The organism is Mycobacterium sp. NGS54, from assembly GCF_059812465.1.
Map to the genome: position 1 here is coordinate 449,091 of NZ_JCALCS010000001.1, position 13,303 is coordinate 462,393.

At 64.3% G+C, this 13,303-nt stretch carries 9 protein-coding genes, 1 tRNA gene and 1 pseudogene; 6 read left to right on the top strand and 5 right to left on the bottom strand.

Going from position 1 to position 13,303, the window contains the following annotated elements:
- Positions 1-15: 15 nt before the first annotated feature.
- The 4 genes and pseudogenes from AC5Y5E_RS02230 (at position 16) to AC5Y5E_RS02245 (ending at position 5,774) form a co-directional block, all read left to right on the top strand.
- Positions 16-342, top strand: coding sequence for a hypothetical protein (locus AC5Y5E_RS02230; RefSeq protein ID WP_499901353.1), 327 nt, complete (start codon positions 16-18; stop codon positions 340-342).
- Positions 343-381: 39 nt separating this feature from the next.
- Positions 382-733: pseudogene (locus tag AC5Y5E_RS02235) on the top strand (type II toxin-antitoxin system RelE/ParE family toxin).
- Positions 714-1,034, top strand: a complete 321-nt coding sequence (locus AC5Y5E_RS02240) for a helix-turn-helix domain-containing protein (RefSeq protein ID WP_499901354.1) — start codon at positions 714-716, stop codon at positions 1,032-1,034. The pseudogene AC5Y5E_RS02235 and the gene AC5Y5E_RS02240 overlap by 20 nt, the downstream one beginning before the upstream one ends.
- A 1,287-nt stretch (positions 1,035-2,321) precedes the next feature.
- On the top strand, positions 2,322-5,774 hold the full coding sequence (locus tag AC5Y5E_RS02245; RefSeq protein WP_499901355.1) for a DUF4020 domain-containing protein: 3,453 nt from the start codon (positions 2,322-2,324) through the stop codon (positions 5,772-5,774).
- A 579-nt stretch (positions 5,775-6,353) separates the two neighbouring features.
- Here the strand turns inward: AC5Y5E_RS02245 and AC5Y5E_RS02250 are convergent.
- The 5 genes from AC5Y5E_RS02250 to AC5Y5E_RS02270 form a co-directional block, all read right to left on the bottom strand.
- Positions 6,354-6,430 (bottom strand) — tRNA-Met (locus AC5Y5E_RS02250).
- A gap of 65 nt (positions 6,431-6,495) precedes the next feature.
- Positions 6,496-7,107 (bottom strand): DsbA family oxidoreductase, encoded by a 612-nt coding sequence (locus AC5Y5E_RS02255; protein ID WP_499901356.1) that lies wholly within the window; start codon positions 7,105-7,107, stop codon positions 6,496-6,498.
- On the bottom strand, positions 7,100-8,245 hold the full coding sequence (locus AC5Y5E_RS02260; RefSeq protein WP_499901357.1) for a glycerate kinase: 1,146 nt from the start codon (positions 8,243-8,245) through the stop codon (positions 7,100-7,102). Before AC5Y5E_RS02260 ends, AC5Y5E_RS02255 begins: the two co-directional genes overlap by 8 nt.
- Positions 8,245-9,942, bottom strand: coding sequence for an L-lactate permease (locus AC5Y5E_RS02265; protein ID WP_499901358.1), 1,698 nt, complete (start codon positions 9,940-9,942; stop codon positions 8,245-8,247). The genes AC5Y5E_RS02260 and AC5Y5E_RS02265 overlap by 1 nt, the downstream gene beginning before the upstream one ends.
- The gene (locus AC5Y5E_RS02270) at positions 9,943-11,313 is read right to left on the bottom strand and encodes an FAD-binding oxidoreductase (RefSeq protein ID WP_499901359.1); all 1,371 of its coding nucleotides are present in this window, start codon (positions 11,311-11,313) and stop codon (positions 9,943-9,945) included.
- 248 nt (positions 11,314-11,561) lie between these two features.
- Here AC5Y5E_RS02270 and AC5Y5E_RS02275 point away from each other — a divergent pair, with 248 nt between their 5' ends.
- A complete protein-coding gene (locus tag AC5Y5E_RS02275) occupies positions 11,562-12,422 on the top strand; it encodes a hydroxypyruvate isomerase family protein (RefSeq protein WP_499901360.1) in 861 nt (286 codons plus the stop codon).
- On the top strand, positions 12,419-13,303 hold the full coding sequence (locus AC5Y5E_RS02280; RefSeq protein ID WP_499901361.1) for a 2-hydroxy-3-oxopropionate reductase: 885 nt from the start codon (positions 12,419-12,421) through the stop codon (positions 13,301-13,303). Before AC5Y5E_RS02275 ends, AC5Y5E_RS02280 begins: the two co-directional genes overlap by 4 nt.

The window sequence follows — 13,303 nt, forward strand, 5'->3', positions numbered from 1 at the left end:
GCCGGGTGCCAAGTGATGCTCGGTTCGTGGCCGGTGTGCATCGGTAGTGACCTTCTCCGGTCTGACAAGATCGAGTTCACCCTGCTGCCCGCGCCGATAATCGCCGAGTCCTACGGCGCCGGGGTGGCTGTCAAGGCTCGGCGCGCGGGTGTGAATCCGAAGGTGATCAGCGAGCGCATCGGGCACGCCAATGTCGGTTTCTTCCTGGAGACCTACGCGCACGTCTTAGCCAACGACGATCGCGACGCGGCCGAGCAGGCCGCTGGGTTCTTGCTCGGTGACGCGTGCGAGTCCGACGACGCCGACTCCGACGATCAACCCGCAATCTCCGATCTGGACTAATATAACTCTGAGGTTATACTAGTGTCGACCACCTGGGACGTGATTCTGCTGGACGAGGTCGAACGCTGGTTTCTTCGCACTGAATGACGACGAGATGACTGCCGTGACTGGCGCCATCGATCTTCTCGAAATCGAAGGCCCGGCGTTAGGCCGACCGACGGTGGACAGAGTGAAGGGATCGAAGTTTCACAGCATGAAGGAGCTGCGGCCGGCGGGCACCAGCATCCGGATACTGTTCATCTTCGATTGTCGAAGGCAGGCGATTCTGCTGCTCGGCGGCAACAAAGCCGGGCGCTGGAAAAGCTGGTAAGACAAGAACATTCCGATCGCCGACAAGCGATACGAGAACTGGCTGGCGGGAGGCGAGGGCGATGGCACGACAGTGGCGTGAAATCCGCTCTGAGGCAGTCGCATCGGGGCGCGTCGACCCCGCACGCGCAGATGCCGCACGCGAGGCGATGCACGACGCCGTCCAGGCCCAGCGCCTGACCGATATTCGTAAAGCACATCACGCTCGTCAATCCGATGTTGCTGCACTGATGGGTGTTTCGCAGGCGTGGGTGTCGAAGCTGGAGAGCGGAGATCTGTCACACACCGAACTGGGGACGTTGCAGTCGTACGTGGCTGCGCTTGGCGGGAGTCTCCGGGTCGTCGCCGAGTTTGGCGAGGGGTCCGTGGAGTTGACCAGCTGACGACAGCCACTCTGCTTTGCGGTGGTGCTGCTCGACTTCAGGACCTGAACGAATTCTCGGTGCACGGCGTAGGTTCCCGATTCCCCTATCCGTCAACTCGACCGTGACCCACCGCAACGTGCGGTGTCCCGAAACTTGTCATGCGCAATTCGTCCATGGATCTATCAACCATGGATCTGTCAATTTTCGAACGCTGATATTCTCAGGCGCCGACGGTGACGCCAACCTCGCCGAGGTCATTGACTTCTCACAGCTGGTCGACCCGCGGCGTGTAACACCGACGACTACGGAGGCGCCGCAATGTGCGGTCAGCTGGAGGAAGTCTAGAGCGCGCGACCCGCGCTGCGGCCAGAATTTGTCGGCAGCTCGGGCTAGTTTTGTGACCGTGGCAGCACGACGCAACTACGTGGGATCCAGGCCCGAGGCTGGAATCCTGTGTCACCTGTGTCGCGCATCGACGGCCCTGACGAAAGCTCACATTCCGCCCCAATGCTCGGGCAACTCGGGTAATCGGGTAGTCCGGATGCGCCCCTATATTCGCGACGGTGTCATGCGGCACGAAACCCCGTTGGACGGAGGATTGTGGCTCAGAACGCTATGCCATCAATGCAATCGGCTTGCCAGCTTGTATGACGATGCGTACCGCGACTTCACAGTCGGTGTCTCTAGACACAATCGAATGACAACCGCTTCCTGGTCGTTGCCTATCACCTCGGGAGGAGTTCCGGCTGTTCACATCTCGCCTGGCCGGGTCGCTCGTTCGGTAATGCTCGCGATGGTCGCGCTTGCACCATCGATGAACATCGTTCACAGCTCGTTCCTTGACGAATTGCATCAGGATGGCGATGACTTATGCCTCCCAGCCGGTACTCAGCTACGCGTGGCCCGCGTAACACACCTTGCGTGCAGAATCTCCAGCGCATATTCCATGATGCGGGTGGCAGGCGCCCGACAAAACTATGACGTATTTGCCGAGATCTGTTTCTCTCCGCTTATTTGGGCGCTGTGCACACCTGCGCCGACCTCACTAGGTCCGGCGCTCATCGACCAAGAGGGTTGGGGCGACGCGACGGATTGGATCAGATATGGCCGGACCGTAGAGCGAGCAGACCTGCGCAGCGTTCTCAAACGCCTGCCTCTGACAACCCACCCAACGCTGCGAAATCGAGACGAATGGGTCGAGCTTTCGGCCAGTGGCACATCCTACGTTCTTGAGGGGCGAATTCGAGCGTGAAGACACGGCGTGTGTCCGCAAGAACTGGCCGATAAATCGGCCATGATTGGTTTGTGCGATTCGGCGACGTTGAGATACCCAGAGATCTGGTCAACGCGCATAAAGCGAACAACTTAGTCATCTTCGTAGGCGCCGGCGCCTCCATGGGAAGACCGTCGAACCTGCCGAGCTTCTTGGGGCTGACCGAGATCATCCGCGACGAAAGCCAATTGGCTGACGTCATTGGACGAGTCCATGACGAGCCACTTGACGAGGTCATGGGCGAAATGGAAAACAAGCACGACGTGGACGTTCACCTCCGGGCAGCGATGCACACGGCCAGGCGGTCTTCGCTGCCGAACGCCCTCCACGATGCCATCTGCCAATTGAGTCGCTCCAGCGGCGTTCGCATCGTTACCACGAATTACGACACGCACTTGTCGGCCAAGTTGAGCTCCGTGGTCGAATCGTATTTGCCGCCGGCCCTACCACTTGGCAACGACTTCACCGGCCTTGTCTACCTGCACGGCTCAGTCACCCAACACCCCAAGAACCTGGTCGTTACCGCAGGCGACTTCGGCCGCGCGTACCTCACCGAAGCGTGGGCAACTAGATTTCTTGAACGCATGTTCGCCACTTACACAACAGTATTCGTCGGATACAGCCACAACGACGTCATTATGAAGTATCTCGCGCGGGGGCTAGGTCCGCATACCAAACCGCGCTTTGCTTTTACCCACCAACCCGATTCAGGTATGTGGAACCAACTGGGCATCACACCGGTGGGATACTCGCCGGTCAACAACCATAGTGCCCTCACAACCGCCCTGCGCGGCTGGGCGCAGCGAGCGTCCAATGGCCTTCTTGACCACCAGCGCCAGATCAGATCCATCATTGAGGGGAAGAAGCCTCAGGATCTAACTCCTGACGAAGCGTCGTATCTTGACTCCGTCCTCGCAGATGAAAATACGGTCCAGTTCTTCTGCGGTTACGCTCAAGATGCCGCGTGGCTGGACTGGATCGTGGACCAGCCTGAGTTTCGGATTCTGTTTGACGACAAGGCAACAGCTACCACATCCGCCACCTGGAGACTAGCGAGTTGGTTTGCGAAGACATTCATTGCACCGGGTACATCTGCGAAAGCGTTGGCAGTATGTCGCCATTTCAACTCTCACTTCAGTCAGATTCTTTGGGAGGCGATCGCCCGGCGCTTAACTTCGCTTCGGCGAGCCGAGTCCCATAGCGTAGATAGTGGGCCTTGGCTCGTTGCGCTGACCCGTTCTGCGCCCACGCACTCAATGGTCTTTCTCGGCATGCTCCTATCTCAATGCCAGCTACCCGACGAATTAGAATCCGCAACACTGTTATTCGCCTACCTGTCGGATCCACAGATCGTCACCGTCACAACGATTTTTGGAGGTATGCGTGGTGAAGTTCGCTTGCGCGGGGACCGACGCCAGCTCCACGACGCCTGGGACGACATCTTCAAGCCGGCATTGGAGATTTCCGCAAGTGAGCTGCTGCCGATCGTCGATCAACACCTCAGGAAAGCCCAACGAAGTGCCAACCTAAACGATGAGGCAAAGGAGCGCCATGCACTCGGCACGTCAATCCACCCAATCGCGACGGTTTCGAGTGGCGGCTACGCTGAGGATCTCGATCTTCTTGTCGAGGTAGCACGCGACTGCATGGAATCACTCCTCAACGTGCATCCTGAAGAAGCGACTGCGCAGCTCTCGACTTGGGCCTCGTCCGACGTTGTGCTACTCAAGCGCCTGGCCATCCACGGGTGGACCATCAGGGAGGACGTAAACGCAAGGGCAAAGGCAAGTTGGCTCGCGAAGCTAGAGGTCATTCTGGACCACGACTACGTCAGCGAGGTAACGCCACTACTGCTGGCTGTGATCAGCAGTAACGACGAGGATGCGTTGCAAATTGTCTTGGAAGACATGCTCAGCCATGCGACCGATGACGAATACACGCTGCGAAGGGCACTCAGGACGCTCCACTGGATGCGCGAGCAGAAGCCATCGAAGCCGATCGACCATGCGCTCTCGACCTTGACACAACGCCACCCGGATTTACAGCAGCTTTTGGAAGCGATGGAATCGGCTTCGACCCCAAGCGCGCCGCCCCTGACCCCCGCGGATGAGTTGGCACTCCTCCTGCAGTCAAACGACTTGAACGGTGTCGCAAGACTTCTAGATGAGTACGCGGGACAAGATCCACCACCCGATGAGTACGGCTGGGATGGCATGCAGAGAACACTTGCCAACACCGTATCCAGCACTCCCTCAATCGGATTCGATCTCTTGGATACTTTCGATGAGGGCACCCCGCTCCGGCCAATCGCGGAGACATCAGTGGTCAGGGGATGGTCGACAGCAGCCGTTGATAACGAAACCGCCGACCTAATACTCCGCACCACGTCATCTCTCAACATAACCGAAACCACAGATGACGTCGCTCGCATGCTCGCCGGATTTCGCAATGATGTATCGCCGGTAAGGTGGGCACAATTTCGTTCTAGTCGCACGCTGGCTCGACGTTGCTGGGCCGCAATTGATACCAAAGACGCCGGAGGGGAAGACGACTGGGTCCACCGTGCCTTCAACTCGCCAGCAGGACAGCTGATGATCTACTGGATGAGTGCAGCTGAGAACGATGGTCAAATGACGGAGGAACTGTCTACCGAGCTGACTACAATGCTGACTTGCGGCGATGCGCGAGCAGACCTGGGCGAAGTCATCGTCGGCCATGAGGTGTCCTTCCTCTACTCCCTAGACCCCGACTGGGCCAAAGACCACATACTCCCCCTGTTCGACTGGAGCGACCCCGACCGAGCGCAGAGGACATGGAGCGGATATCTCCAAGGCGGCAGAATCAATCGGTCGCTACTTGAAGCGGGTCTACTCGACGGGATTATCGAAACGGCAGCCAATGTCAGTCGCATACCAAAACGGCTACGGCACAGCCTTTTCAACGTGCTGGCTCAAATCGCTCTCCACACAGATGGGAATGACAACTCGTGGATACCCCGACTGATAAGAAAATCAAACGTTGACAGCCGGGTCGCATGGGCAACTGAGATAGCCAGCGACTTGAGCTCTATGAGCCAAGACGACATCGAGGTGCAGTGGGATCGCTGGATGGAGCGGTATTGGTCGAGGCGACTGCAGAGCGTGCCCCGTCGAATGAACTCGCAAGAGGCATCAGCGATGGCCCCGTGGGTCATTTATCTCGGGCAGTCATTGCCGACGGGCGTCGACTTAGTTCTTCAACATCCGGCAGGATTCATGGAACACTCGCCGATCCTGCACGATCTCGGTGAAGCCCGCATTGCGCAGGATCCGGAAGCAATCGCAAACCTGGTCGCCCATCTGTTATCAAATACTGAACTGCCCTACTACGGCATCGGCCTGTCAGACGTCGTTCGGTCGTTACGCAATCTCGACGCTCCTGAAGGTCCACTTGCCCGGATCGCTGAACACGCCTTTCGGCTCGGACTGTCCCTGGATGACGACTAGCGAACGGCTGTTCCGCCCTAATCACTCCACCCCACTACTTCGCCCGATAACTATCAGCTAGGTCGGTCGCATCCTGCGTCAGTCGTGACCGAGGCAACCCGCGCCTATTCGCATGGATGAGTTACACGGTCCACATCGGTCGCCGAACACGCGTCCCCCGCGGCGTTCGACGTGACACCGTCATCAATTAACCCAGCGCGCTGCCAGCGCCGAATCGGGGTGCCCCGGCCTGCCTCCATCACCCAGACCCTCCAATCCGCAGCGGTGCGCACGTCGCCGCGCAGGTGCGCAGCTTGATGTGCGGCTCTCATGCTCGCAGCAGCACTCGCCCAGGCCCCCATTCACACGCTGCAGATCAGCGGTAGCCCGCGAGCCGCCGCGGAGGTGGCGAACCAATTCAACGGCTACCGACTCTTGGTTCCCATGCGGACGGCGTGCTCACCTCTCCTAGCGTCGTTGCGTTGCGCCGAGGTGTTCCCAATCCGTTCCCACAGATCATTAGCTTTGCGAATGTTCCCAAAAGTGTTCCCATCGGGCATGAAAATGGCCCCCGGAGAAGTCTCCGGGGGCCATTTCACCTGGTAGCGGGGACAGGATTCGAACCTGCGACCTCTGGGTTATGAGCCCAGCGAGCTACCGAGCTGCTCCACCCCGCGTTGGTAAATGACAGGTTACCGAACGCGCGTCGCGGCGGCCAAATCGCGGGCTGACCAGCTCGTTTTCACCGGCGCACCCGCGCCGTCAGCTCGCCGAGGCGCGCGAAGTCGCGCGCGGGCTGCAGGCCGACCATCAATCGCCCGTCGACCAGCCAGGCCGGCGTGCCGTCAACGCCGCGGTGCCGCGCGACCCACTCGGCCTGTGCGACGGACGCCGCCGCGCTGCCGTCGGACAGGGCGGCGTGCAGGCGGCCCACGTCGGCCCCGGCCCGGAGGGCGTGCCTGTCGACGACGGCCTGATCATCGATGTCCTCGCCGAAAACGAAGTGCGCGTCGAACAGCCGGCGGTGCAGTTCGGCGAACGCGTCGGGCTGATTGAGCCGCGCCCACTCGGCGACCGCCAGCGCCCTGCGACTGTGCGGTATCCGCCTAGGCAAGTGCAGGGGCATCCCCACCGCTCGGGCCTGCCGCTCGATCAGCGCGTGCCTGGGCCCGTGGCCGAACCTCATCGGCACGCCGCCGGGCGGCATGCCCGGGTGCGCCTGGAACGGCAGCAGGACCACGTCGAACCCGGCCTCGACGAGGATGGCCGTCCGGTGCTGCCCGACATAGGAGAACGGGCACGCGAAGTCGTACCAGTGCAACACCGTGCGTTCGTCGTAGTAGGGCTCACTCATCGTTTCCTTCCCGGCGCGGCGAGGATTCCCGGATCAGCGCTTCGGTGGCCCGCGTCAGCAGGCCGGCGGCGTGGGTGGTGCAGCGCCGAAGGTCGGGTTCCAATTCGTTCAGGGTGCGGACGGCGGCGAAGCCGGCCGCGCGAGCCTGGGCGCCAGTCAGGGTCGACACCCCGGCGATGGCGAACGTCGGAACGCCGTGCCGGTGGGCACGCCGGGACACGCCGACGGGCGCCTTGCCGCGCAGGGATTGGACGTCGAGCGATCCCTCCCCGGTCAATACCACCCTGGCGCCCAACAGGTTTCGGTCCAGCTCGATGAGTTCGAGGATCATTTCGATGCCGGGACGCATGCGGGCACCCAGGACGGACAGCGCTGCGAAGCCGACGCCGCCCGCGGCGCCGGCGCCGGGTTGGTTTCGGCAGTCGGTGCCGGTCGCCCGGTCGACGATATCCGCCCATCGGGACAGGCCGCGGTCGAGCGCGGCCACCTGGTCGCCGTCGGCTCCCTTCTGGGGCCCGTAGACGATCGCGGCACCGTTCGGGCCGCATAGCGGGTTGTCCACGTCGGCGGCGAGTGTGAAGGCGCTTCGCCCGATGGCGGGATGCAGCCCGCTCAGGTCGAGCCGATCGGCCCGCGCCAGACCGTGTCCGTCGGGCGGGACCGAGTTCCCATGGTGGTCAAGGACTTCGGCACCCAGCGCGACGAGCATGCCGGCGCCGCCATCGGTGCTCGCGCTGCCCCCGACGGTGACGACGATGTCGCGGCAACCGTCGTCGAGCGCGCGGCCGATCATGCTGCCCAACCCGTAGGTGGTGGCGGTCATCGGCGCCGGCGTCGCGGACGGCAGCCGCTGCAGGCCGCACACGTCGGCCAGCTCGATGACCGCGCGCCTGCCCCTGCGCGCGTAAGCGGTGTGCACCCCCGCGCCGGTCGGTCCGCTGACATAGGCGGGCATGCGCTCAAATCCGGTGGCCAGGACGGCATTTAACGTGCCCTCCCCGCCGTCGGCGACGGGGCAGGCGACGATGGTCGCCCGCGGGTCGGCCCGCCACACGCCCTGCTCCATCGCCCGCGCGGCCTCGTCCGCCCGCAACGATCCCTTGAACTTGTCGGGCGCCAAGACGATGTGGCCGCCCATCAAACGACCATCCAGCCGAGCCACGGGGTGCTCTGCAGGTACACCAGGACACACATCAGGGCCAGCAACAGCAGGCTCCACTTGAACACCGTGCGGAACAGGTCGCCCTCTTTGCCCTTCATCTGCACCGCCGCGGTGGCGATGACCAAACTCTGCGGCGAGAGCATCTTCCCGATCACGCCGCCCGACGAGTTGGCCGCCGCCAGCAGGGTCGGGCTGAGGCCGGCCGCGTGCGCCGCGCTGACCTGCAGCACTCCAAAGAGCGAGTTGGAGGAGGTGTCGGAACCGGTGACCGTGACCCCCAGCCAGCCGATGATCGGCGAGACGATCCCCAACAGGCCGCCGGCGCCGGCGATCCACAGGCCCAGCGTGGTGGTTTCGCCGGACAGGTTCAGCAGGTAGGCGAGCGCCAGCACCAATCCGACGGTGATTGCGGCGCTGCGTAATTGGAGCGCCGCCTGCACGTATGCGCGTCCCGCCTGGCGCGGGGAAGTGCGCAGCACGAGCATGGTGAGCAGGCCGCTGACGAGAAGCAACGTGCCCGCGGCGGCAAGGAAGTCGAGCTTGTAGGTGGTCAGCGGCGAGGCCTTGTGCGCCGCGTTGGCGACGTGCAGGCCGGGCCAGGAGACGCTGGTGCCGCCGCGCTTGAGCAGCGCGGTGAACGGCTTCCACATTGACAGCGAGAAGATCACGGTGACCATCACGTACGGCGCGTACGCCAGCAGGATGTCCTTGCGGGAGTCGGCCACCTCCTCGCGCACCCCGCTCGCCGGCTTGGCGGTCAACACCGATCCATTCGGAAGCACGGCGTGCGGGCGGCTCAACGGCCCTGCCGCGCCTTCGGTTTCGCTCCCGCCCGCAACTTCCGCGCCGTCCAGCGGGACCTTCGGGCGCCAGACCCGGAGCAGCAGCACGATGGAACCGGCGCTGATGATCGATCCGGCGATGTCGGTGAGCTCGACGGAAAAGAAGTTGGAGCAAAGGAATTGGACGATCGCATAGACGCCGCCGCCCATCGCGGCCGCCGGCCACGCCTGCTTGAGGCCGTTGCGGCCGTCGACCATGAAGATCAGGATGAACGGGACGATGCACGCCAGGATCGGGGTTTGCCGCCCGACCATCGCGCCGAGCGTGTCGAGGGGCAGCCCGGTCACCCCCGACAGCGCGACGATCGGAATCCCCAAGGAAGCGAAGGCCACCGGGGCGGTGTTGGCCACCAGCGCCACGGCGGCGGCCTTCAGCGGCGAGAAGCGCAGCGCGACCAGCATCAGCGACGTGATGGCCACCGGGGTTCCGAAGCCGGCCAGGCCCTCGATGAGCGCACCGAAGCAGAAGGCCACGATGACGGCCTGAATCCTATGGTCTGGCGAGATCGACGCCATGGACCTGCACAGCACGTCGCGATGGCCGGTCTGCACGGTCAGGTTGTAGATCCAGATCGCGTTGAGCACCAGCCACATAATGGGAAACATGCCGTAGGCGAACCCGAGCGCGGCCGAGTCGGCGACCTGCGCCGCGGGCATGTGATAGACCCCCCACGCGATCAGCGCCGCCGTGGCGACCCCGACGGCGGCCGCGATGGGCGCCCGCACCCGGAGGCCGCCCAGCAGGACGAACATGATGGCCAGCGGCACCGCCGCGACCGCGGCGCTCCAGCCGAGGGAATGGGCGACGGGCGTGTAGTCGGGCTGAAACATTTAGAGCACCACCCCGGGGTTGAGGATGTTCCGCGGATCCAGGGCCGCCTTGATGCGCCTGGTCAGTTCCATCACGTCGGGGCCCACCTGATCCGGCAGCCAGGCCTTCTTGAGCCGACCCACGCCGTGCTCGCCAGTGATGGTTCCGCCGAGTTCGATTGCCAGGTGCATGATTTCGCCGAAGGCCAGGTGCGCGCGCCGGGACTGGTCGGCGTCGGTGGGGTCGTGCACGATCAGCGGATGGGTGTTGCCGTCGCCGGCATGCGCGATGACCGCGCAGACGATGCCACGCCGGTCCGCGATGGCTTCGATGCCCTCGATCAGCGCCGGTAGCGCCGGCAGTGGCACGCCGACGTCTTCGAGCAGGAGGTCGCCGAGGCGCTCGACGGCCGGGATGGCGAATCGTCGCGCGGCGGTGAACGCCTCGCCCTCTTTCGGGTCATCGGTGGCGAACACGTCGGTGGCCTTGGCGTGCGTGAAAGCCTGGGCGATGAATGCCATTTCGCTTTCCCGGTCGCCGGGCGAGTCGGACTGGGCGATGAGCATCGCGCGGGCGCCGAGATCCAGGCCCATCCGAAGATGGCTTTCGACCGCGGCGATCGCGGTGCGGTCCATGAACTCGAGCATCGCGGGCCGCGTGACCCGGGTGATGTTGCAGACCGCTTCGGTCGCGTCGCGCACCGAGGCGAACGAGGCCACCACGGTGCTGGCCGGCGGCTGCGGTGGCAGCAGGCGCAGCGTCAGCTCGGTGATGACGCCGAGCGTCCCCTCGCTGCCGACGAACAGCTTGGTCAGCGACAAGCCGGCCGAGTCCTTGAGGCGCGGACCGCCGAGGCGCACGACGGTCCCGTCGGCCAGGACCACTTCCAGCCCGAGAATGTAATCGGTTGTGACGCCGTACTTGACACAGCACAGGCCCCCGGCGTTGGTTGCGGCGTTGCCGCCGATGGAACAGAACTCGAACGACGACGGATCGGGGGGATACCACAGCCCGTGCTCGGCGACGGCCCGTTTGACGTGGGCGTTGATGAGCCCCGGCTGCACCACCGCGGTGCGCGTGACCGGGTCGACGTCGATGCCGCGCATCAGCTCGGTGGTGAGCACGATGCCGCCGTCGACGGCCGTGGCGCCGCCCGACAGACCTGAGCCCGCGCCGCGAGGCACGACCGGGATGCCGGCAGCGCCGGCCCAGCGCAGCACCGCCTGAACGTCCTCCGTGCTCCGGGCGCGCACCACCGCCAATGGGCGCCCGGCGTCCGGATCCTTTGCCCGATCTTGTCGATAGCTCTCGACCACGTCCGGGTCGGTGAGCACAAGCACGTCTGGGATGCCGGTGAGCACGTCACCGCCGCGTTCGTCCAGTGCCGTCATTAGCGAGTTCCATTTCGTATGTCGGAATTTTTATTTCGCGAATGTCACCGTGGCATGGCTCACGTTTGACTGTCAAAGGAAACCCCGGTTGTCAGTAAGTCCTTTCCCCAACTTCACCGTGCCTGACCGGCCGTCACCGGAAAACCGGCTCCGCGGCGGTTGACAACGGGCCCAAGGGAGGCCTTCACTGATTCCGTTATTCGACTTACCTATTTCGTATTACGAAATCGTCATCGGAGGGAAGTGCCGTGTCGCCTGCGACCTACACGGTGAACTGTTCGATCTTGTTCACCGACCTGCCCCTGCTCAAGCGGCCGGCGGCGGCCCGGGAGGCGGGCTTTGAGGCGGTGGAATTCTGGTGGCCGTTCGCCGAGGCGGCACCGCCGGACGGCGACGTGGATCCGTTCGTCCGCGCGATCCGCGACGCCGGCGTCCAGCTGAGCGGGCTGAACTTCGCGGCGGGTGACATGCCGGCCGGCGACCGGGGCATCGTGTCCGACCCCGCGTCGGTGACCGCGTTCCGGGACAGCGTCGACGTCGCGGTCGAGATCGCGAAGGCGCTCGGCACCCGGGCCTTCAATGCGCTGTACGGCAACCGCATCGAGGATTTTTCGCCGGCGGCCCAAGACGACGTGGCGGCCGAGAATCTCGCGTATGCGGCCCAGGCCGCTCAACGCATCGGCGCCACGGTGCTGATCGAGCCGGTCAGCGGCGCGCCCCGCTACCCCGTCCGGACCGCGGCGGACGCGGTCCGGGTCGTCGAGCGCGTGCGCAGCCGGTCGGGGTACGAAAACCTGCGCGTGCTGGCCGATCTCTATCACCTGTACGTCAACGGCGACGACGTGGCGGCCGCGCTGCACGCGCATGCCGACCGGGTCGGCCACGTCCAGATCGCGGACGCGCCCGGTCGCGGCGAACCGGGCACCGGCGAGATCGCGCTCGACAAATACGTCGGAATACTGCTCGACCGCGGCTACGACGGGTATATCGGCCTGGAGTACAAGCCCAGCCGGCCCGACACCTTCGACTGGCTGCCGGCTACCGACCGGGGCCGCGGCGGCGTCAACATCGAATCCCTTGCGGCACATGCGGGAACGAGGAATCAATGAGCACCATCGCTTTCATCGGGTTGGGCATCATGGGCAGCCCCATGGCGTGCCACCTGGCCCGGGCCGGCCACCGGGTCGTCGGCTACAACCGTTCGCCGGAGCGCGCCGCCGCGCTGGTCGAGGCCGGCGGGGTCGCGGCGGAGTCGATCGCGGAGGCGGTGAAGGACGCCGACATGGTGGCCGTCATGGTTCCGGACTCCCCCGATGTGCGCGACGTGTTGTCCTCGGACGGCGGGGTTTTCGCGCACGCCCAGCCCGACACCCTGGTGATCGACTTCTCCTCGATCCGCCCCGACGTCAGCAGGGAGCTGGCTGAGGAGGCGCGGCGACGGGGATTGCGCATGATCGACGCGCCGGTGTCCGGCGGGGAGGCCGGCGCCAAGAACGCGGCGCTATCGATCATGGTCGGGGCCATCGACCATGACTTCGCCGCCGCCAAGCCGATTTTGGAAATCGTCGGCAAGACGATCGTCCACGTCGGCCCCAACGGGGCGGGTCAGACGGTCAAAGCCGCCAATCAACTGATCGTCGCGGGCAACATCGAACTCCTCGCCGAGGCGATCACCTTCCTGCGCGCCTACGGGGTGGACCTCGACGCGGCGATCAAGGTGCTGGGCGGCGGCCTGGCCGGCTCGGCGGTCCTCGATCAGAAGGCCCCGAAGATGCTGGCCCGGGACTTCGACCCGGGCTTCCGGATCGAGTTGCACCACAAGGACATGGGCATCGTGACCGCCGCGGCCCGCGAGGTCGACGTCGTCATCCCGCTGGGCGCCGTCGTGGCTCAATTGATGGCGTCCGCGCTCGCCAACGGCGACGGGGCGCTCGATCACTCGGGCCTGCTACTGGGCGTCGAGCGGCTGTCGGGACGCGGGGAAAGTTAG